The sequence below is a fragment of the Shewanella sp. 10N.286.51.B7 genome (genome assembly GCF_002873615.1).
In the GTDB taxonomy this organism is placed as follows: domain Bacteria; phylum Pseudomonadota; class Gammaproteobacteria; order Enterobacterales; family Shewanellaceae; genus Shewanella; species Shewanella electrodiphila.
The window spans coordinates 1-22,192 of the sequence record NZ_MCUF01000040.1 but is presented as its reverse complement, the minus strand read 5'-3'; the positions used below and the strand labels follow the sequence as shown (position 1 = coordinate 22,192).

Here is a 22,192-nt window from a genome sequence, read left to right as displayed (position 1 = left end):
TTTATTTTAAATATAGCTAAAAAAGTAACTAAATTACATTTGTATGACTATATAAATACAAGCAGCTTTGTTACTTTCGCAACAAAGCCACTATATATTGTGCTCGGTTATTTTTTAAGCTACTAGAAGCTTACTTTATCGCATTATGTAATAAAGTTACCAAAGGTGATGCCGTCGGTTTTCCATACAAAGGGTGCCCTTCCGTTGCACTACCCGCAATGTCGATATGGGCAAATGGTAGCGGTGCAGCACTGTGACTGCCATGGTCGCCTAAACCAGAGGCATTAATAAGGAAAGCTGCTGGGTATTGATGACCACGGGCAGTAATGGCTGATGGGCCATTATTAGATGACAGTAACTCACCTTGACCAGAAATGTTATTTACCTTAGCGAAATCATCATGACGTAAACGAGACAACTCAACCGATTCACCCCATAACTCAGCGACATCAGCAATTCCAGCGCCAATGCCCTGTGCTTTTGACACCGCATTTTCTACCACTGCGGTGTAACCACCGTAACAGCGCACCACATGGCCAGTTAAGGTAGCCACTGAAAATAATTGAGGATTAACTGCAGATGTGGCTTTTATTCTTAAATGCGATAATAAATCAGCGAGTACTAAACGCCCTTCTGCATCAGTATTACCAATTCTTACGCGCACGCCTGCGTGGCTATTGATGATTTCATCAGGTACAAACGCATCACTACCAATGCTATTTCTGACTAAACCTAATTCTGCGATAACCCGAATACCTTTTGGTTTTAATAGAGATAAGGTTTTCATTAAGCCTGCAACTGCTGCAGCGCCGCCCTTATCACGGCTCATCCCAGCCATACCGCCAGCGACTTTGATATCTGCACCACCGGTATCGTATATAACCCCTTTACCAGCGAATAAGAATGTCTTCTCTATTTCACCTTCGCCAACGTATTCAACCTTTACAACACGAGGCTGATGCCTAGGTACACAAAATGATGCTCGACCAACTGCGCATAATAGCGGGTAGTCTCGCTCTAGCTCTTCTTGCTCATCCACCACTGAAACTGATAAACCACTGCCGTTAAAAGCATCGACACAATAATCAGCAAATGCAGGAGCTGCCATTCTTTCAGGTTCCGTGCCACATAAGTCACGAGCCAGCACCTTACCCGCTTCAACGGCATTGAGTAATTCACTGCAAGATTGAGTTACCAATAAACCAATCGCTGTCATTGCAGGCAATGTCTGTTCAGCTTCTCGGTACTCAAGGGATTGCCATAACTCTTGACCACATGCTAATGCCGAGACCTGTTGCGCATATTGATAACGCGTATCGCTATGTTGGCTTACCACCAATAATGGTTTTACCGCACCAGCAGCTTTTGCAATCGCAATCCCCTCACGTGCTGCCTTAGCAAACACAGTTACATCACTGTATTCGTTTTTTGCATTGAGCACTGGCGACACAATCAAACGCCCGCCAGCTAAACCTGGCGCTAATAATAAGGTTGCGGTTTTACCAATTCTTTGATCAATTTGTTTGGCATGATTTGCCAGTAATTTGATTTCATCTTGTGCGATGACATCTAAATCTGAAGCAACAACAATAACGGCATCCCAGCCATTACCTTCGAAAATCGCATCATCACTTTGAACGTCTACTAGATCCACTTGAAACATGAGCCTTCCTTTTTAATCATTTTTATTTAGCTATGAACAGTTTGCCATTAAGCATTAAATAATAGCCAGTTTGCGCGGCCTAAGTATATAAATTTCAAAGGACGACAGGGTTAATATTTATTTACATATATTTGCTATAACACAAACAATCAAATCGCCTCAGATCACAGTCTAACAGGCTTGATATGCTAGACTGTTTGCCATCTATTCCCACCTCAAAAACAATAAGGGAGTCTTCGTGACAGCGATCAATCAATTATATCCTCAACCTTTATGGCAATGGTTTGAACAAATTTGTTCAATTCCACATCCATCAAAATTCGAACAAGCATTAAGTGAACACATACAACAGTGGGCTAAATCAAAAAACTTAAGCGTTGTAGAAGATAAAGTGGGCAACCTCATCATTAAAAAACCCGCTTTTCCTGGCATGGAAAACCGCAAGGTTGTAGTTCTTCAGGCTCATATTGATATGGTTCCGCAAAAGAATGCTGATAAAGAGCATGATTTTGAAAAAGATCCGATTGAAGCTTATGTTGATGGTGAGTGGGTAAAAGCTAACGGTACAACGTTAGGTTCTGATAATGGTATTGGTATGGCTTCTGCTCTAGCAGTACTTGGCGCTGCAGATATCAAGCATGGTCCATTAGAAGTATTACTGACCATTGATGAAGAAGCTGGAATGACTGGCGCTTTTGGTCTAGAAGCAGGCATGCTTGAAGCAGATATTTTAATTAATACTGACTCTGAGCAAGAAGGCGAAATCTACATGGGCTGCGCTGGTGGTGTTGACGCTCAGTTAAGTGTGCCAATGTCATGGCAAGCTCCTGAGCAAACTAATGCCAGCTTTAGCCTAACTTTATCTGGACTAAAAGGTGGCCATTCAGGTGTAAACATCCACTTAGGTCGTGGTAATGCAAACAAGTTACTAGCACGCTTCTTATTTAGCTACGCCGATGAGCTTGCACTTGAGTTAGTTAACTTTACTGGCGGCTCACTACGTAATGCTATTCCACGTGAAGCCAACATCAGCTTTATGTTGCCTAGTGAAAACCAAACTAAGCTTGAACAAGCCATTACCGAGTTCCAAGCAATAGTGCGTGCAGAGTTATCGATTGCCGATCCTGACATGTTACTCACACTTGCTTCAATCGAGACTCCAGAAAAAGTCATGAGTGAAGATGCACAAAACACCTTGATCGACTTACTTCATGCTTGCCCTAATGGGGTAATGCGTATGAGTGATGAAGTTGAAGGCGTTACTGAAACATCATTGAATACTGGGGTTATTAGTACTGAAAATGAATCTGTTGAAGTGCTTTGCCTTATCCGTTCATTAATCGACTCAGGCCGCGTTGAAATTGAAACACAATTGACAGCACTCGCTAACCTTTCAGGTGCTAGCATCGAGTTATCTGGCGCTTACCCAGGCTGGAAGCCCGACAATAACTCTCCAGTGATGGCAATTGTTCGTGATACTTACAATGACATTTACAAAAAAGATCCAACCATCATGGTAATTCATGCGGGTCTTGAGTGTGGATTATTTAAAGAGCCTTATCCAACAATGGATATGGTTTCTATTGGCCCTACCATTCGTTATCCACATAGCCCTGATGAAATGGTTAACATCACAACCGTTGGCCAATATTGGGAACTGTTATTAGCAGTGCTAGAACGTATTCCTGCTAAAGGTTAATAAACTTAATCAGTACAAGACTAAAAGGCTGCCAATGGCAGCCTTTTTATTTGAATGGCGACCTTAAACTCTATTAGAAGTTTAAGTCCAGTTGCTCGCTATGCGTTAATGCCCCTTGAGACTCACTTGTTGAATGGCTAGCATCAGCCACAATATCAGCCAGTCCGACAGAAACACCCACTAATCGTATTCCTCTTCCATTTGACCGCTCTAGGGCTTGTGCCAGTAGGTCTTGAAACATGTTCACTGATATCTCGTCACTGCGATGTTCAATGGTGGTTTGTTTAAAGTCATTAAACTTCAACTTCACCACTTGTTTATGTATTTTTCTATCTTTAGCACTGCGGTTGACTCGGGCCAGCAACTCTTGAATCAACTGCGGCATCACATTATTACATTGCTCAAGAGTAAAAATATCCTGAGCCAGTGTGGTTTCGACTCCCACAGATTTACGAACTCTATTCGGGCTTATTTGACGATTATCGATACCTTGGGCTCGCTCTATTAATACTCGGCCAAATTTACCAAATCCCGCTATCAACTTTTCTTTTGGGTAATGTTGCACATCTTCACAGGTGTTTAAGCCTAATGCAGCTAATTTAGCAGAAGTCACTTTGCCTACACCGGGAATTTTATTTAAGGTTAACGGTTTTACAAACTCAGCAATGGCACCAGGAGGGATAACATATTGACCATTGGGCTTATTCAAATCTGAAGCAATTTTGGCAAGAAACTTAATCGGTGCCACACCTGCTGATGCAGTCAGCCCAGTGACCTCAAATATTTCCTGGCGAATGGCTTGTGCAATCAAGGTCGCACTGCCCTTACATTGCTCACAATCTGTGACATCAAGGTAGGCTTCATCTAATGACAGTGGCTCGACTAAGTCGGTATAACGGTGGAAAATTTCTCTAATTTGAACAGATACAGATTTATATACATCCATTCGACCGGGGACTAGGGTAAGGTCGGGGCAAAGCTTAAGCGCGTGATAACTCGACATAGCAGAACGTACGCCAAACTCACGAGCCTCATAATTACAGGTACTAATAACCCCTCTGCGATCGCTTCGACCACCCACAGCAAGCGGTTTGCCGAGCAGCTCAGGAAAATCGCGCATTTCCACTGCGGCAAAGTAACAATCCATATCGATATGAATAATTTTTCGCATAGACAAAAAACTAAATAGCAAATACACATCCCAATAGTACTGTATATAAAAACAGTACACAAGAAATCAAGCCACCTCAACGTAAAAGAAACGATTACATCCCTATCATTGAATCGATTTCAATTGTTTAAACTCATAAAGTAACAATAAAAATGTTCAATTAATGTCACTAGAAGTTAAAATAATTGAGCAAGATATCATTTTTACCTCCACCTAATGATTATCATATAAACCTATAATAATACAAATAGGTAACCAAATGAAACAATTAGGTTTTAAAACAAGTATATTGTCTGCCATGAGCTTTCTATTGGTGCTTTCACTGTTGATTTATGGCTGGGTTGCTCATAGCTTACTTAAAGATCAAATCACTAGCGCACTCACCCAAGAAATTCATAATACCTTAAAGCACAAAGTTTCAGACATTCACACAGCATTTAATCGAACTACTGAGGCTGTGACTGAACTTGCACATCTTTATAGTCAAGGTGAGATAGGTGATAACCATGTTGCAATGACAAGGTACACCGCTCAATTAGGTGGGGTATCTAAAGTCATAATCGGTTTTGATGATGGCTCATCATTTGTTTCCAAAGAATCTGAGTCGTTTCCGAATGGTGTTGGGTTGTTAGATAAATATGATCCAAGAACACGCCCTTGGTACCAAACAGGAAAAGGTAGCTCATCATTAACTTTAAGTGACATTTTTTTTACTCGGACTGATGCTGTTCCAATGCTTGGTGTCATGCATGCGATAGATAACGGTATTATTATGGCCGATCTCAGGTTTGATGAACTGCAACAAGAATTAGATGATTTACATAAAATCAATGGGGCATCTGGATTCATTATTGATAAGCAGGGGTTAGTGCTGGCATCTAACTCGATTTTGATTGAACAAAAGCAGAACATTAATGATGTCGCAGCACTACAATCACTCTACTACACGATAACCGATAAGGCTGAAGCCGTAGAAAGTAGCATGATAAATGGTCAAACAAGTTTAGTTGCAAGCCAACGCATTGAACTGCTCGATGGTAAGGAATGGTACGTTGTAATTACCGTAGATGAAGACATAGCCTTTGCGCCTCTGGTTAGTGCCACTTTGCAAATGGCCATGATCATCAGCGTAATTCTTATTATTTCAATCGTTATCTTACTTACTCTTCTGAACAAGCTTTATCAACCGATTATTGAATTACGAGATCTTGTTATAGGTCTCTCAGAAGGTAATGGCGATTTAACTCGACGATTAACCATTAAAAGTGAAGATGATTTAGGTAAAATTGCCTTAGGGATAAATCAATTTATTGCCCAACTTCAGTCAATGCTGGTAGAAATACATCAATCAACTGTCAGCCTTTCTGAAGGAGTAAGCAAATTACAAGAATATAGCGCTCACAGTGATAATATCTTGGAGTCACATACCTGTGAAACAACACAGATTGTAACAGCGATCGAAGAGCTATCTAACACTGCTGAGATGGTTGTAGAAAACACCTTTAACGCTGCACAACTTACTACGCAAGCACATACTACAGGTGAATATTCACTTAAGACAATCGAATCGACTCAAATAGGCATAACAGCATTAGCTTCACAAATTAATGAAACAGCTCAAAAAGTAGAACATATGAATAATGAAACCAGCAGTATTCAAAGTATTGTGTCTGTGATTGGGAGCATTGCTGAGCAAACTAACCTACTGGCGTTAAATGCATCTATTGAAGCAGCTCGTGCTGGCGAACAAGGTCGAGGCTTTGCTGTAGTGGCTGATGAAGTAAGAGCACTAGCAAGTCGAACTCAAGCAAGTACCAGTGAAATTGAAGTGGCCCTCGCAAAGTTAAAATCAGAGGCAACCAATGTTGTCTCTTCTATTACTCATACTGAAACCGCTTGTACTGAAACAGTTACAAACGTAGAAGCTACATCATCTAGCTTGCAGGAAATGAGTCAATTCATGACACAAGTGAATGACTTAAATAATCAGATATCAACATCAGCCAATGAACAAAACCAGGTTATTCATGCCATTAATAAGAATATGCATAAAATACACGACATGGTAGAAACACTCAATAATGAGGGCAACTTACAAAGAGCTGAAACCAACAATATTATCGACATAAATAACAAACTCACCAATATGATTGGCCGCTTCAAACTATAATGGATTAAATACAGAGTAGATAAGATATATATCTAATTAATATATTTAGATTTTTACCTTATTAGGGCGTAACTTTAATTAATAGAAACAAAAAAGCCCAAGCTGTTATTAAACAGTTGGGCTTTAATAATAAAACAATTTACATAGATTACATTTTTGTTTGTAGGTAGTTTTGTAAACCAACGCGATCAATGAGTCGAATTTGCTTCTCTAACCAGTACATGTGATCTGATTCAGTATCGTCTAATAACACTTCTAAAATTTCACGAGTTTGGAAATCTTCTTTAGCTTCACACAAAGCGATAACTTCACGTAAATGGTCAGCCACAGCATATTCGTAGTTCAGGTCGTTTTTCAGCATTTCTTCAACATCTTTACCAATGTTTAATGCTTCACGACTTGCGACATCTGGCGTTCCCTCTAGGAACAAAATTCGCTGAACTAGCTTAGCTGCATGGGCTTTCTCATCATCAGACTCATGAAGGATGCGAGTATAAAGCTCGTCAAATCCCCAATCTTCATACATGTGAGCATGTACAAAATACTGATCCATTGCCGACAATTCACCGGTTAATAGTGCATTCAGCGCTGCAATTACTTCTGGATTACCTTTCATGTTAATTTCCTATTAATCTTTAATTTGTGATTGAAGGTAGTTTTGAATACCCATTTGATTGATTAGCTCTTTTTGAGACTCAATCCAATCTAGGTGCTCTTCTTCATCTTCGAGTAAATCTTCTAATAAATCGCGGCTAACATAATCACGTTCAGCTTCACAAAGCTTGATAGTCTCACGCAATACCACTAACTGTTCTGTTAGCGCTTGCTCATCACAATCAAGCATTTCTTCACAATGCTCACCAATCCGTAATTTATCTAACTGCTGAAGGTTAGGTAAGCCTTCTAAAAACAAAACACGCTCAATCAACTTGTCAGCATGTTTCATATCTTGAATCGATTTTTTGTATTCCTTTTCATTAAGGTTTTCTAAACCCCAATGTTTAAACATGCGTGCATGTAAGAAATATTGGTTGATTGCAGTTAGCTCGCAAGTCAAAACACGGTTTAACTGACTAATTACTTTTGGATGGCCTTTCATGATTTTGTCCTTTAAATGCAAGATTGATCTGGATCAATTTCCAACAGAATAGTACATACAATAAAAAAATACAAATATCCTTTAAAATCATAAACTTAGTTAGTGATAATCATTATCATTACAACTTAGGTTTTTAACTAGGTTTAACTATGCGTAAGTTACGTTAACTTCAATAGAATCACCCTTCTAGCTAAATAGGTAATATATTTCACCTGCATCAAATCACAAAATTAGTCGAAAATGTTACCTAAAAAGAGTTTTGTAAATTTTGTATCTAATACAATAATGCCATTATATTGGCCAATGATGACAACAAAAAAGCCCAATGAATTATTTATTCAATGGGCTTTATTGATATCAATTTAAGAGCAAGTTGACGCTCTAATCAGATGATTAAATAATCCGATTTTGATTTAGTTTAGCTTCACGTTCTGATTCAGCCATTCGGCGTTTACGCTTATCACATGGGTCATCGCAGTCACAGGCTTTTTCAATACCCAATACACCCAAACCACCGCAACTACCTTCAACCGCTTTTCTTTTAATAATATAGCCAATAGACATCAATAGAAAAAATAATAACAACACAACGAACGCTGCAATAAAGGTACTCATAATATTCTCCAACAATTACTTCTAATCGACAAAAATCGCTAAATAATCCACAAACAACGTATAATAAAACGCTTACTGAATATACGGTGCGTAAGCTTCACTGTAAAAAACTTCGTATTGATCGCCATCTTTTTCAATTAACATCACAGGCAAATGCTCATCATGGGCTAACGCTAAAGATGCTTCAGTGCCTAACACCATCATTGCAGTCGCATATGCATCCGCTGTCATGCTGCTTGGATGTAATACTGTCGCTGAGGCTAGCTTATGCTTAATTGGATAGCCAGTACGTGGGTCAATTAAGTGCGAAAAACGCTCGCCATTCTCTTCATAATATATACGGTAGTCACCCGATGTCGCCAACGCCATGTCACCAGGCTCAACAACTTGTTGAACAGAGGCTCCTTCTGACGACGGCTTCTCGACCGCTATACGCCAAGGCGCACCGTCATCTTTAACGCCTTTAACGCTAATTTCACCGCCAATCTCAACAAGATAACCTTTAACTTGATACTTATTTAAAAGTTGCGCTATTTTATCAACACCGTAACCTTTTGCTAATGAGGATAAATCCACATATAAGTCAGGGTTGGTTTTTGTTAGTTTTAAACCATTAATAGTAAAACCGCTAATATCAGCTTTTGCTTTCACTCTATCAATCGTTTCTTTACTCGGGATCTCGGTTGGACGCTTATTAGGACCAAAGCCCCATAAATTAACCAACGGCCCTAATGTAATATCTAAAGCGCCACCGGTCACATCATAAAGTCTTAACCCTTCTTTAAATACTGTCATCGTATCTTGTGAAACGGTAATACTCTGATTAATCCCTAGCTGATTAAATTTAGATAATTCAGATTTCGGTCGGTAAGTCGACATTTGGTCATTGACTAGCTCAAGCGCAATATCGATTTCAGCTTGCAGTAATTGTGTCGTTGGTAATTGCTCATTTCTAACGACTTTAATATGGTAAGTCGTGCCCATAGTTTTACCGGCAAGCGATACCATCTTATCTTCAGTCCCGCATGCTGTGAGTAAAAATACAACGAGGGTAACTGCAATCGAATTTATAGAAATCTTTATCATCTCAAACTTAAAAATTAGTAATATCTAAAATAAAAAATTGCAGCTTACTAACTAGAGTGACCTCCGTGTCAGCGAGCTGCAATTCATGACGTTCAATGTCTTATAGTGTAATTGCTAATCTATGTTGATTAACGCATTAGCCACCAAAGTCATCGAGTAAGATGTTTTCATCTTCAACACCTAGGTCTTTAAGCATACCAATTACGGCAGCATTCATCATTGGAGGTCCACACATGTAGAACTCACAATCTTCTGGTGCATCATGGTCACGTAAGTAGTTTTCGTACAATACGTTATGAATGAATCCAGTATAGCCATCCCAGTTATCTTCTTCTTGCGGATCAGATAATGCAACATGCCATTCAAAGTTTTCATTGGTCGATGCTAGTCCGTCGAAATCTTCAACGTAGAACATTTCACGTTTAGAACGTGCACCATACCAGAAACTCATCTTACGCTTAGAGTTTAAACGCTTAAGTTGATCGAAAATATGTGAACGCATTGGGGCCATACCAGCACCACCACCAACGAACACCATTTCAGCATCAGTCTCTTTAGCGAAGAACTCACCAAATGGGCCCGAGATAGTGACTTTATCACCTTCTTTAAGACTCCAAATGTACGATGACATCTTACCACAAGGTAAAGTTAAATTACGCGGAGGTGGCGTAGCAATACGCACGTTCAACATAATAATACCAAACTCTTCAGGGTAGTTAGCCATTGAGTAAGCACGAATCGTCTCATCATCAACTTTTGATTCTAAGTTGAAGAAACCAAAGTGCTCCCAGTCGCCACGATATTCAGCAGGAACATCAAAGTCCGCATACTTAACATGGTGAGCAGGTGCTTCAATTTGAATGTAACCACCGGCGCGGAAAGGAACTGATTCATCACCAGGAATTTGCAGCTTAAGTTCTTTAATGAACGTCGCTTTGTTATCGTTAGAGATAACTTCACATTCCCACTTCTTAATACCGAAGATTTCTTCATCAAGTTCGATATCCATGTCAGTTTTTACATTTACCTGACAGGCTAAACGACAACCTTGACGAGCTTCACCTTTACTAATGTGATCAAGTTCTGTTGGAAGAATATCACCACCACCAGACTTAATATTAACGCGACACTGACCACATGAGCCACCGCCACCACAGGCACTAGATACGAAAATACCGTTATCAGCTAATGCGCCAAGTAACTTACTGCCCGCACCTGTTTTAATTGCTTTTTCGCTATCATCATTGATTGAGATAGTGATATCACCGCTTGCAACCAACTTAGATTTAGCGAATAGAATCACTAAAACCAAGATTAAAACGATTGCAGTAAACATACTCACACCTAGATAAACATCTATTGGAGTAGCGTTAAGAATATCCATTAAACTTATCCTTTAAGGTTCAAAGTAATACGTCGCTGGGTATCTCTTAAAGAGATACACCTGAGAACGACATGAAACCTAGCGCCATTAAACCTGAAGTGATGAAGGTAATACCTAAACCACGAAGACCATTTGGCACATCAGAATACTTCATTTTCTCACGAAGACCGGCTAGCAATACAATCGCTAATGCCCAACCAATACCAGAGCCAATCCCGAATACTAAACTTTCACTTAGGTTGTAATCACGCTCAACCATGAATGAAACAGCACCAAAAATTGCACAGTTTACGGTGATCAAAGGTAAGAAAATACCTAACGCGTTATACAAAGGTGGAAAGTACTTGTCTAAAGCCATTTCCAAAATTTGTACTAATGCTGCGATAACACCAATGAAGGTAATGAACTTCAAGAAGCTCAAATCTGCATCAGGAACACCAGCCCAAGCAAGTGCGCCTGGCGCTAATAAACCTTGATAGATGATTTGGTTTACAGGTACTGAAATCGCAAGTACGAAAATAACTGCTACACCAAGGCCCATCGCAGTTGTGACTTTCTTAGATACAGCTAGGAAAGTACACATACCCAAGAAGAAGGCCAACGCCATGTTCTCAATGAATATCGAACGAATTAACAGACTAATATAATGTTCCATTGCGCTTACCCTTTTGCTTCTACTTGCTCTGGCTTATAAGTACGGATAACCCAGATCAAAATGCCGATCAAGAAGAACGCACTAGGAGGAAGAAGTAACAAGCCATTAGGCTGGTACCAACCACCGTCAGAGATTTTGCTTAGGATTTCCACGCCAAATAATGAACCGTTACCAAATAGCTCACGGAAGAAGCCAACTGATAATAGGATTGCACCGTAGCCTAGGCCATTACCGATACCATCCATGAAGCTCATTAAAGGTGGTGTTTTCATCGCATAGGCTTCTGCACGACCCATTACAATACAGTTAGTAATAATCAAACCAACGAATACTGATAATTGCTTCGCAACGTCATAGGCGTAAGCTTGCAATACTTGGTCAACCACAATTACTAACGAAGCAATAATGGTCATCTGCACAATAATACGAACACTGCTTGGAATGTGATTACGTAAAATCGAAATAAATAAATTCGAGAATGCGGTAACCACTGTCAATGCTAATGTCATTACGATGGCAGTTTCCATTTTAGCGGTTACTGCTAGCGCACTACATACACCCAGAATTTGCAAAGCAATCGGGTTGTTATTAATGATAGGTCCGGTCAGAACCTGTTTAAGTTCTTTAGCATCAGCCATTAGCTAAGTCCTCCATTGCGTGCTTTTTCAATAAAGCGTGCAAAACCTTCTTCACCTAACCAGAACGTTAGTGAGTACTGAACACCGTTACTCGTTAGTGTCGCACCAGATAATGCGTCAACACCGTGGACTGAAGATGCGATAGTAGGGATCTTTGTCACTTGAATGGCTAGCTCGCCACTGTCGTCATAAAGTTTCTTACCTTGCCACTTAGCAACCCATTGTGGGTTTTGAACTTCACCACCTAGACCTGGGGTTTCACCAGAACCAGTAAAGTCGTAATACACTAAGCTACGAATTGTATTCATATCAGGTTCAACGGCTAAGAAAGCAAACATGGTTGACCATAAACCGTAGCCTTTAACAGGAATAATCACGGTTTGTAGTTCGTTGCTGTCATCTTTAACAAGATAAACAACACCCTGGTTTGCTACGCGCTTAACTGATGCAATATCGTTTTCAGGTTTGAAAGACGTTGCAGGAGTACGTGCTGCTTTTTCAACATCAAAAGTATCCGCATCACCTTCTACGAAGTCACCTGTTTTTAAATCAACAAGGCGAGCTTCAACGTACTTATTGTACTTTTCGATGATAACGTCTTTCTCTACTTTGCCAGCCTTAGTATCAACTAAACCAGCAGCTTCAAGAATGTACTTTTGCTTATCTAATAACTTATTTTGCTGTTGAGTCGGCTTTAATAACACTGCTGCCGTCGAAACGAACATTGAGCAGACAAAGCACAGACCGACAACAACAAATAATGTTTTGCCGATTGATTCTTTATTACTGGCCACGTGAAATCCTCCGCTTAACATTTGCTTGAACCACAAAATGGTCAAATAATGGTGCGAATAAGTTAGCGAATAGAATTGCTAACATCATGCCTTCTGGGAATGCTGGGTTAATAACACGAATAAAGACAGCCATGGCACCAATCAATAAACCATAAGCCCATTTCGCATTGTTAGTAAATGACGCTGAAACTGGGTCAGTTGCCATAAACATCATACCGAATGCAAAGCCACCTAAAACAAGGTGCCAATACCAAGGCGTTGCAAACATTGCATTCGTGTCACTTCCGATGACATTAAGCAGTGTTGACACTGCAATCATACCGAGTAAAACACCTGCAATAATGCGCCAAGATGCAATACGAGTATAAACAATCACCGCGCCGCCTAATAAGATAGCGAACGTAGAAACTTCACCGACAGAACCTGGAATGAAACCAAAGAAAGCATCCCACCAGTCTTGAGTGATACCGTATTCTAATGTGCCCTGTGCAGCTTGACTCAGTGCAGTTGCACCAGAGTAGCCATCAGCAACAACCCAAGACGTGTCACCTGACATGTTTAATGGGTAAGCAAAGAATAGGAAAGCACGACCAGCTAGTGCAGGGTTTAAGAAGTTACGACCTGTACCACCGAACACTTCTTTAGCAACAACAACACCGAAGGTAATACCTAGTGCAACCATCCATAAAGGAATTGTTGCTGGCAGTGTGAGCGCAAAAAGAATCGAGGTAACAAAGAAACCTTCGTTAACTTCATGGCCACGTACAGAAGCAAATAATACTTCCCAGAAGCCACCAACCGCAAAGGTCACAGCGTAGATAGGTAAGAACCAACAGGCACCGTACCACATCAAGGCCGCGATGCCAGAGTCTGCTGTTAGCTCAGTACCGAATAAGCTAAATAGGCTGACTTGCCATACATCAGGAGTAGCAAAACCAGCAATAAGCGCATCTTGAGCTTGTAAGCCAACGTTGTACATACCAAAGAACATTGCAGGGAAAGTACACGCCCAAACCGTAATCATCATACGCTTAAGGTCAAGGTTATCACGCACATGCGTGCTACCTTTGTTTACTTTACCTGGAGTGTAAAACACAGTCGCAGCCGCTTCATAAAGGGCGTACCACTTTTCGTACTTACCGCCTTTTTCAAATTGCGGTTCAATACGCTCGATAAAATCTTTCAAGCTCATTAGCCTTCCCTCTCGATCGTATCTAAACAATCACGCAGGTATGTACCGTAGTCATACTTGCCTGGACATACGAAGGTACATAATGCCAAGTCTTCTTCGTCTAGCTCTAATGCACCCAGTGCAGCTGCACCATCGTAATCACCAGAAACTAAATCGCGAAGTAACATTGTCGGTAAGATGTCTAACGGAACAACACGTTCATAGTTACCAATCGGTACCATTGCACGGTCAGAACCACCAGTACTTGTGGTCATGTTGAACAGACCAGTACGGTTTAAGTGACCTAAGAATGCACGAGTGATAGAGAACTTATCGCTGCCAGGCATAGCCCAACCGAATAATTCTTTTTCATTACCTTCAAGCAACAAACTAATTTGTTGATGGTAACGACCAAGGTAAGCGTGAGGACCTGCAGCTTGACGACCACTTAATACTGATCCTGAGATAACACGAACGGTATTACCTTCAATTTCACCAGCAGTAAGTTCGTTAGTGCATGCACCTAAAACCGTACGAACGAGACGAGGGTTCTTAGCTTGTGGGCCACCAATAGCAACAACACGTTGAGTGTTAAGTTCGCCTTGGGTAAATAGCTGACCGATTGCAATCACATCTTGATAGCCAACATGCCACACAGTACGTGTTGCAGATGCAGGAAGTAAGTTATGTATATGAGTACCCACAAGGCCTGCCGGATGTTTACCAGCAAACTCTTCAACTTGAGCATTCCCAGTAGGAATATCTGCACCAGGCGCTTTAGCAATGAACACTTTGCCTTCAGTTAATTTTGCAAGCAGGGTTAAACCGTTTGCGAAATCTTCTTTATGCTCAGCAATCACAATTGCAGGATCTGCAGCTAGTGGTTGGGTATCTATAGCGGTGACGAAAATACCAGCGGCGACAGAGTCAACTGCAGGTACTTTACTGAAAGGGCGAGTACGCAAAGCTGTCCATAGACCTGATTCAATCAAGTTCTCTTTGACAACAGCTGCATCTAACGTGTTTAACGCGTCAGCACTGTATTGAGTAAAGCTGACTTTGTCGTCACCTTCCACTTCAATAACAACTGACTGAAGTACACGTTTAGCACCCCGGTTAATTTCTAATACAGTCCCACTAGCTAAAGCAGTATATTTTACACCTAGGTTTTTTTTATCTTCAAAAATAACCTGGCCTTTCTTAACTTTTTCGCCAACCTTGATTTTCATCGTTGGACGTAAGCCAATATACTCTTCACCCAAAGTGGCGACATTCTTAATGGCTGGGCCATTATGGATAACTTGCTCTGGGCCACCTGCTAGAGGTAGTTCCAATCCTTTCTTTATTGTAATCATATCCACAAGCACTACGTTTGAAGGAAAGACAATGCGCCGCGTTCCTACCCAAAAAATACAAAGTGTTAACAAACACTTCAGTGTTGAGCTAGCGCAGATTTATCACGGAAATGCGATCGCAATCACGCTGGTCGCGCGCATTTTACCTCAAAATGTGCGCTATCGCCACGAAAATAATAGGTGATTGAAATTTTTGATTGTTCATTTTTAAACAATTACACCTATTTAGGGTGTGGAATAGACTGATATCACGCGATTCGATGCAATAATCCAGCAACATGAGCACTATAGCATTAATTTTAAAAGAATTAATAGAGGAAGCGGTTTATCTATTTGTTAACATTTGTAGCAGTTAGTATGGGCTAATTAAGCCCATACTAAAGCACTTTTAAAACAGTAAGCTAGGTAATATAGAAGGGATTGTATTTTTTTAGAAACGTGCTTGATAGCCGAAATATGTCAACATTTCATCTTGAGCATTAATGCCTAAAGTAGACTGTTGACTCACTAAATCCTCATCAAGTACATTTTCTATACGTAAATACACTTCATGCACAGTAGAAATATGATAATTAGCGGCAATATCGACTTTCCATTGCCCGTCAAATTGTTCTCCACCATTAAATGCTGTCGCATATCCTAGCTCTGATTGATAAAGCCCTTGGGCCATAAAACTAAACGCTCCAACAATAACACCACCACTAATGGCTAATTGCTGCTCAGGCACCCAAGGCAATTGTTCGCCTTTCACATATAAACCAATTAAGTCGTTAACACCTGATTCAGCAAATTCAGCCTGGCTATACTGGTATTGAACGCTCAACGGAATGGAGAAACTCTCGAAAGCAAATTGGTAATCGGCAGATAAATCGACGCCATTAACACTCACGTCTTCAATATTTTCTTGCACATAACGCTGAGAATAGTCACATGCCATACTCCACATACAGCTAATGTGCTGATTATCGAAGTCTTGCATATAAAGGTTTACACCGAGATTAAGCGAGTCTGTCTGGTAAGTTAACCCAAGTTGATAATGCATTGACTCTTGCGCTTGTTGACTGGCATTGCCTGCTGAAGCTGCACTCCATGCTTGTTTCGCTGCAAGTGCCGCTTTCCAAGCGCCTGTAGTATAGGCAATTTCAAGTGATGGTATCCAACCGTCATCAGAGAAGTCTGCAGCTTCAATGCCATATGCTTCAACACTGACTTCACGAGTGGTACTGACATTTTCAAACGCCAACCCTAAGTTAAATGATAAAGCGCCATAATTTAATTTAGCATCGGCTGTGGTGGTAAACACATTCACATCATCAACATACGCCATTACAGCTTTATCTACATTGACACTGGAAAGGCTTCTATCGTCACTCCATAGCCAATCTTGTTGGCCAAATTTCATTTCAGCTTTATCTGAATGATACAGGGCACCGTATGTTACTTGATGCTCACCATACTGACTTGTTCCTTCAGTTTGCAGGCCGTAACCTGCATAGTGGTTATCTTCTAACATAGAAGAAAGATTATTGCTTCCAACTGGGTTGGTATCAAAGTCAGCGATGGCTTGCAACTCAGTCAAACCAATAAAGTTACCGTCTAATGCATTAAGCTGCGCTTTTTTCTCATCATAAGACTGGTAATAAAAGTCTGACACCATTTGAGTGCCACCGGTTAAATCAACGATATGGCTAACTTGGTACTTGTGACGCTGGCCTTCTTGCTGATCATTTTGCGTCGCAGAATATCGAGTACCTGGGTTCGTTCCCCAGTCTTGCGCTGTTAAGCCCACATTTGAATAACCGCTATCAGAGTCAGTGTACTGGTACATAAATTCGGTTTGCTGCGGATTACGCGCGCCAACTAAGCTATCAGCATTAATTTTAAACATAATGTCAGTTTGCGTTTGCTCATTATCAAAGCCGCTAACAAAACCGACTTCTTCAGCTGTGTTTTGATAATCCACCGCTAACATCATGCCGTATTCTTTATTCAATCCGCTGGCAATTGCACCTACGTGGCCATCACCATTTTCATTGATTTCAATATTTGCCTTACCGCCCAATTCATTTGGACTAATCTGCGCAGTCGTGTAATTAACATGACCAAAAGATCCCATGCCGCCTTTGGCCACATCTGTGAGAGTTAAAGCTGATATTTTGCTTTGTAGCGCTAAATTAGGCTGAAGTACAAGCTGAGGTGCTGCATAAGGAGAAGGAGAAAAACTAACACGATCTTGTGTAACAGCAATACCACTCATTGCGCCGCGGTGAGTAACTGCTGTCGCCTGTCCTTGACTGCTAGGCAACACTGTCATTCCTGAAAAAGCTAGCGGAATGGTGCTATCTCGATAATGCAGCGGAGCCGTCTGAGGCTGGGTTAGCACAACAGTATTGTTCGACTCATCCATTGAGGCTGTAACGGATGTTCCAGCAAAACTAGAACCTGAATGGCAAACAAAAAGCACAGCTGAAGCAATTACAGACAAGCTGAATTGGCTTTTAGACATGATTAACTCCCAAAATACATCATCAGCATCGTTATATTCGATGCTTTATTGTTATAAATAACGTCCTATTATCAACTGATAACAATAACGTTTTCACACAAATAAGAACAGTATTTTAATAATTAATTAACCTCATAAAAACAAAGCGACCGAAGCCGCTTTTGATAAATCTATGCTGTTTGCAAATTAAAACCGTTAAAGCGTTCCTAAAATATCATCGCTTAATTTCAAATCATCGTTACGATTGACGCTGACGCCTGCTGCGATAATAGCGCGAGCTATATCTTGAGCTTGTTCAAGTGAATGCATCTCAAATGTACCGCATTGGTATTCATTTAATTCAGGAATTTCAGTTTGCTCAACCACATTAAGCACATCTTCCATTGCAGCTAACCACGCATCTGCAACCATACGCTCTGATGGAACACCAATTAAACTCATGTAAAAGCCAGTACGACAACCCATTGGCGAGATATCAATAATCTCAACACTGTCACCATTTAAATGATCACGCATAAAGCCTGCAAATAAATGCTCTAAGGTATGAATGCCACGTTCACTCAAAATATCTTTATTCGGCGCACAAAAACGTAAGTCAAATACCGTAATGGTGTCACCTTTAGGTGTACTCATATGCTTAGCAACACGAACAGCAGGCGCGTCCATGCGTGTATGGTCAACGGTAAAACTATCAAGTAAAGGCATTACACATTCCTTAAGGTTGGCAAATAATCTGCTTGGCATCATAGCATCAAAATAAAATGCGAACAGCTAAGCAAACCATTGAAGATATCCATGCATATCACCTTCCAATGACAAGCTTATGACAATCGGTCAAACTTGAACCGCCCCATGGCTATTCATTGTAATTATTGATTGGGGTGATGCCGTCAAAATATAAGGCAATTAATGTGGTAATTGAAGAAGGTAAATTGGAGGCAATAAAAAACCCCATCCGCTGATGAGGTTTAAGAATAACTAACGTATTTTCACTGTATGACACAGTAAAAAATTAGCCTTTACAGTTCGGCGTTTTAGGCACTGTATCAAGGGCCTTCCACTCTTCTTGAGTATAAGCATTAATTGATAATGCATGAACACCATTGGCTAACTCTTCAGCTAAAACGCCGTTTACCGCGCGATGACGGGATATAAGACGTTGAGATTCAAACTCATCACTCACGACTACAACTTTAAAGTGTGTCTCAGAGTTTGGTGGTACATGATGACGATTACTTTCATTAAGTACGTCTAAATGGATTGGGCTAAAAGACTGGTTCAGTTTTTGGGTTATCACTTGTTCAACTGACATAACAAACTCTTTTTATCTACAATCTGAAAGGTTGAAGATTACTGTTTAACGTTTCAAAAATCAAACCGACATAAATTCAATAAGACATGTTTGGCAAAAAATGCTGACAATGCAAGCTTGCTCACTTTTTAACCCTAATTATTAACTTGAAAATTACTCATGAAAACCAACAACTAATTTGCGAAATGTAAGATTAATTCTCGGTTCAGACACTTTTAGGCGTTTTGGCACACTATGCTGCCAATTTTGCTGCATATCACCATGCATTATTAATAAATCACCAGAGTGCAATGTGAGCGTAAGCTTTTGCTGAGTAGCTTTATGCCTTAATACAAAATCTCTACTTGCACCAAGGCTTATCGACACTATGTCACTATTGGGCTCGATTTCTGGCTCATCATCACTGTGCCAACCCATGCTATCTGAACCATTCTGATAGCGATTTACTAATACGCCATTAGTATTCACATTAAGTTGCTGCTGCAATTGGTTTCTTAAACTCAATAATCCTTGCGGCCAAGGTGTTGGGGTTATCAGTAAGGATGAATACTGATAGGCACATCCATCATCAGCAAACCATACCTGTTTACGCGGAATAGGATGCTGTTTACCAAATACAGTAACCATAGGCTGTGCAAAAGGATACGTTAACGATTCAGTTAATAGCGCTTGCTGTTGCTGCAAGTTCAAAAACGTTTTAATTAACGTTACAGGTGCGATAGCTTGCTCAGACCTAGGACTGACATTTTTAAGCTCTTCTTTTGGTAATAGCCCTAAACCTAGCTGTTTCATCTCACTTTACCTATTGATTTATCGCATGTTTAATTTTGACAAGCTCACCTTTGTGACTAATCCTTAAGTATGCAAACAAGGTTTATTACATAATTTTAATATTCAGTATCACTTTATTATGAGAACCTAAAATCAATAAAGCATTGAGCTATTCTAGTTGTAAAATATACAGTTAAACGAAGCTTAGCCTTAACAGAGCGTTATGAACAAACAGCGCTTAATAAACAGCTCTTAATACACAGAACTCTAGCTAAACCGCACTTTGCTAGAACATGGATTTCAGCGTTAACAAGATAAATAATGGTATTTTATCGCACTTATGAAATGGATATTTACGTTAGCTATTAGTTTAATTCTTGGATTGAACGTCAGCATAGTTCAAGCTGACGCCCTTCATTTATCTGAAAACCATCCAGAACCCATCGGCTACTCTCTTTCCCAATATGTTGAAAAGGACAGGCTGAATGCTTCTCAAGCTTTTGAGCTTTTAAAAAAAGGAAAATTTAGTCCCGTTAATCAAAGTATCAGTAACTACGGTATTAATGCCAAACCGGTATGGCTGCACCTCACCATTAATAATGATGCCTCAGAACCCTTGAATCGAGTTTTGCATATTGATAATTATTGGCTCGACGAAGTCAGCGCCTTTTGGTTTGATAACGATACAATAGTCCACTTTGAGCACCAAGGCGACTTGTCACTTTACTACCAACAATCGGCAATGCAGCCGAGTTTTAACTTTAACTACAGCTACCCGATAGGCAAAACTGATGTGCTTATCAGAGTACAAACACCCGATCCGATGGCAGTTCCCGTTTATTTGTTTAACCAAAAAGAAATGCTTCAAAAAAGTGCTTTCAATAATTATAGTTACGGGTTTCTCTATGGCGCGATCACCGCTTTATTAATCTACAACTTCATTTTATTCATTGGCCTACGGCTCAAAAGCTATCTTTTTTATAGTTTGTATCTTGGTAACTTTTTACTGCTCCACTTTGCCTACAGTGGTCATGGTTCTTTATGGCTGTGGCCTAACTCTCCCTTATGGCAACAATGGTCAATTCCCCTGCTGATGGTGACCTTTTGTACTAGCGGGATTTTATTCGCTTGCCACTTTCTACGATTAAAATTTCAATTACCTACACTTAATCGGATTTTAAAAAGTTTATGCATCATTTTCCCAGTATTAATGCTGATGGCAGTAATGCTACAAGATAGAGTATTAGGACTCATATTTGCCTTTGATCTTATGCTGTTATTTAGTGGCCTAATGATTGTATTAGGTGTTTTGTCACTTAACTTTGGCAATATCTCTGCACGATTCTTTTTAATAGCCTCCATTTCTTCAATGTTGGGCATCGCTGTGACTTGTTTAGCGGTTTGGAATTATATCCCCTTTAATCATTTCACTTATCGCGCTGCTGAAGTCGGCTTTTTTATCGACGTATTATTGTTGGCCCTTGCCTTAACCGAACGATTTAGGCGAGTAGAAAATGAAAAAACCATCGCTGAAAAAATGGCCAATATGGATCCGCTCACCCGACTTAATAATCGTCGTGCATTCTACCAACTAGTCGAGCCAATGTTTGCCGAAGAAAAAATTCAAAAATCCGCTTCTATTTTAATGATAGATATTGACCTATTTAAAGGGATTAATGATACCTATGGCCATAACTTTGGTGATGAAGTTTTGGTTAAAGTCGCTACTTTAATCAGAGATACATTGCGAAAAGATGATGTACTAGCACGCTGGGGCGGTGAAGAATTCATCATCTTTTTACCCCACACACAAGAACAAGAAGCCAATACGCTTGCAGCAAGATTGTGTGAGAATATCGCTAAGCTGCCATTCACCCAATCACAACGTAAAATCAATGTCACTGCCAGTATTGGTATTGTTACAAGCTGCAGTGCGATCAATCAGTTGCCCATGTTAATTGAAGTTGCCGATAAACATTTATATCAAGCTAAACGCTCAGGGCGAAATCAAATCTGTGGCGGACTTTCACCAGATGTAAATCGTGCCGTGAGTTAATGTCTAAGGTTATGGGTTATGGGTTATAGGTTATGGGTTATGGGTTA

The 22,192-nt window shown here is 40.2% G+C and carries 19 protein-coding genes; 3 read left to right on the top strand and 16 right to left on the bottom strand.

Translation table 11 applies throughout. The features are described from left to right. Window positions 1–130 precede the first annotated feature (130 nt). The gene (locus BCU84_RS12620; RefSeq protein WP_102528445.1) at window positions 131–1,663 is read right to left on the bottom strand and encodes a leucyl aminopeptidase family protein; all 1,533 of its coding nucleotides are present in this window, start codon (window positions 1,661–1,663) and stop codon (window positions 131–133) included. A 238-nt stretch (window positions 1,664–1,901) separates the two neighbouring features. Here BCU84_RS12620 and BCU84_RS12615 point away from each other — a divergent pair, with 238 nt between their 5' ends. Beyond that, a complete protein-coding gene (locus BCU84_RS12615) occupies window positions 1,902–3,362 on the top strand; it encodes an aminoacyl-histidine dipeptidase (protein ID WP_102528444.1) in 1,461 nt (486 codons plus the stop codon). 73 nt (window positions 3,363–3,435) lie between these two features. On the opposite strand, the gene dinB is transcribed toward BCU84_RS12615, so the two are convergent. Continuing rightward, window positions 3,436–4,533 (bottom strand): DNA polymerase IV, encoded by a 1,098-nt coding sequence (dinB, locus tag BCU84_RS12610; RefSeq protein ID WP_102528443.1) that lies wholly within the window; start codon window positions 4,531–4,533, stop codon window positions 3,436–3,438. A gap of 259 nt (window positions 4,534–4,792) precedes the next feature. Between dinB and BCU84_RS12605 the strand changes: the two genes are divergently transcribed. After that, window positions 4,793–6,703, top strand: a complete 1,911-nt coding sequence (locus tag BCU84_RS12605; RefSeq protein WP_102528442.1) for a methyl-accepting chemotaxis protein — start codon at window positions 4,793–4,795, stop codon at window positions 6,701–6,703. Window positions 6,704–6,851: 148 nt separating this feature from the next. Here the strand turns inward: BCU84_RS12605 and bfr (BCU84_RS12600) are convergent, their stop codons facing one another. From bfr (BCU84_RS12600) to BCU84_RS12535, 14 genes are all read right to left on the bottom strand, one after another. After that, a complete protein-coding gene (gene bfr, locus BCU84_RS12600) occupies window positions 6,852–7,319 on the bottom strand; it encodes a bacterioferritin (RefSeq protein ID WP_102528441.1) in 468 nt (155 codons plus the stop codon). A gap of 12 nt (window positions 7,320–7,331) precedes the next feature. Further along, window positions 7,332–7,802 carry a bacterioferritin gene (gene bfr, locus BCU84_RS12595; RefSeq protein WP_102528440.1) on the bottom strand — a complete coding sequence of 157 codons (471 nt, stop codon included), beginning with the start codon at window positions 7,800–7,802 and terminating at the stop codon, window positions 7,332–7,334. A 393-nt stretch (window positions 7,803–8,195) separates the two neighbouring features. Then, complete coding sequence (gene nqrM / locus BCU84_RS12590) at window positions 8,196–8,417, bottom strand: (Na+)-NQR maturation NqrM (RefSeq protein ID WP_102528439.1); 222 nt, start codon at window positions 8,415–8,417, stop codon at window positions 8,196–8,198. 72 nt (window positions 8,418–8,489) lie between these two features. Then, a complete protein-coding gene (locus BCU84_RS12585) occupies window positions 8,490–9,503 on the bottom strand; it encodes an FAD:protein FMN transferase (RefSeq protein WP_102528438.1) in 1,014 nt (337 codons plus the stop codon). Window positions 9,504–9,639: 136 nt separating this feature from the next. Then, a complete protein-coding gene (nqrF, locus tag BCU84_RS12580) occupies window positions 9,640–10,887 on the bottom strand; it encodes an NADH:ubiquinone reductase (Na(+)-transporting) subunit F (RefSeq protein ID WP_102528437.1) in 1,248 nt (415 codons plus the stop codon). 46 nt (window positions 10,888–10,933) lie between these two features. Next, complete coding sequence (gene nqrE / locus BCU84_RS12575; protein ID WP_102528436.1) at window positions 10,934–11,542, bottom strand: NADH:ubiquinone reductase (Na(+)-transporting) subunit E; 609 nt, start codon at window positions 11,540–11,542, stop codon at window positions 10,934–10,936. A 5-nt stretch (window positions 11,543–11,547) separates the two neighbouring features. Then, window positions 11,548–12,180, bottom strand: coding sequence for an NADH:ubiquinone reductase (Na(+)-transporting) subunit D (locus tag BCU84_RS12570; RefSeq protein WP_102528435.1), 633 nt, complete (start codon window positions 12,178–12,180; stop codon window positions 11,548–11,550). Continuing rightward, window positions 12,180–12,974: a Na(+)-translocating NADH-quinone reductase subunit C gene (locus BCU84_RS12565; protein WP_102528434.1), complete on the bottom strand. Its 795-nt coding sequence runs from the start codon at window positions 12,972–12,974 to the stop codon at window positions 12,180–12,182. Before BCU84_RS12565 ends, BCU84_RS12570 begins: the two co-directional genes overlap by 1 nt. Next, on the bottom strand, window positions 12,964–14,166 hold the full coding sequence (locus BCU84_RS12560; RefSeq protein WP_102528433.1) for an NADH:ubiquinone reductase (Na(+)-transporting) subunit B: 1,203 nt from the start codon (window positions 14,164–14,166) through the stop codon (window positions 12,964–12,966). Before BCU84_RS12560 ends, BCU84_RS12565 begins: the two co-directional genes overlap by 11 nt. Beyond that, the gene (locus tag BCU84_RS12555; RefSeq protein ID WP_102528446.1) at window positions 14,166–15,500 is read right to left on the bottom strand and encodes a Na(+)-translocating NADH-quinone reductase subunit A; all 1,335 of its coding nucleotides are present in this window, start codon (window positions 15,498–15,500) and stop codon (window positions 14,166–14,168) included. Before BCU84_RS12555 ends, BCU84_RS12560 begins: the two co-directional genes overlap by 1 nt. A 430-nt stretch (window positions 15,501–15,930) precedes the next feature. Beyond that, window positions 15,931–18,006, bottom strand: a complete 2,076-nt coding sequence (locus BCU84_RS12550; RefSeq protein ID WP_102528432.1) for a TonB-dependent receptor — start codon at window positions 18,004–18,006, stop codon at window positions 15,931–15,933. 195 nt (window positions 18,007–18,201) lie between these two features. After that, window positions 18,202–18,711 (bottom strand): S-ribosylhomocysteine lyase, encoded by a 510-nt coding sequence (gene luxS, locus BCU84_RS12545; protein WP_102528431.1) that lies wholly within the window; start codon window positions 18,709–18,711, stop codon window positions 18,202–18,204. A gap of 307 nt (window positions 18,712–19,018) precedes the next feature. Then, window positions 19,019–19,318 (bottom strand): BolA/IbaG family iron-sulfur metabolism protein, encoded by a 300-nt coding sequence (locus BCU84_RS12540; protein ID WP_102528430.1) that lies wholly within the window; start codon window positions 19,316–19,318, stop codon window positions 19,019–19,021. Window positions 19,319–19,471: 153 nt separating this feature from the next. After that, complete coding sequence (locus tag BCU84_RS12535) at window positions 19,472–20,110, bottom strand: alpha-ketoglutarate-dependent dioxygenase AlkB (RefSeq protein ID WP_102528429.1); 639 nt, start codon at window positions 20,108–20,110, stop codon at window positions 19,472–19,474. Between the two features lie 319 nt (window positions 20,111–20,429). Here BCU84_RS12535 and BCU84_RS12530 point away from each other — a divergent pair, with 319 nt between their 5' ends. Continuing rightward, the gene (locus BCU84_RS12530) at window positions 20,430–22,145 is read left to right on the top strand and encodes a diguanylate cyclase (protein WP_102528428.1); all 1,716 of its coding nucleotides are present in this window, start codon (window positions 20,430–20,432) and stop codon (window positions 22,143–22,145) included. Window positions 22,146–22,192: the final 47 nt, after the last annotated feature.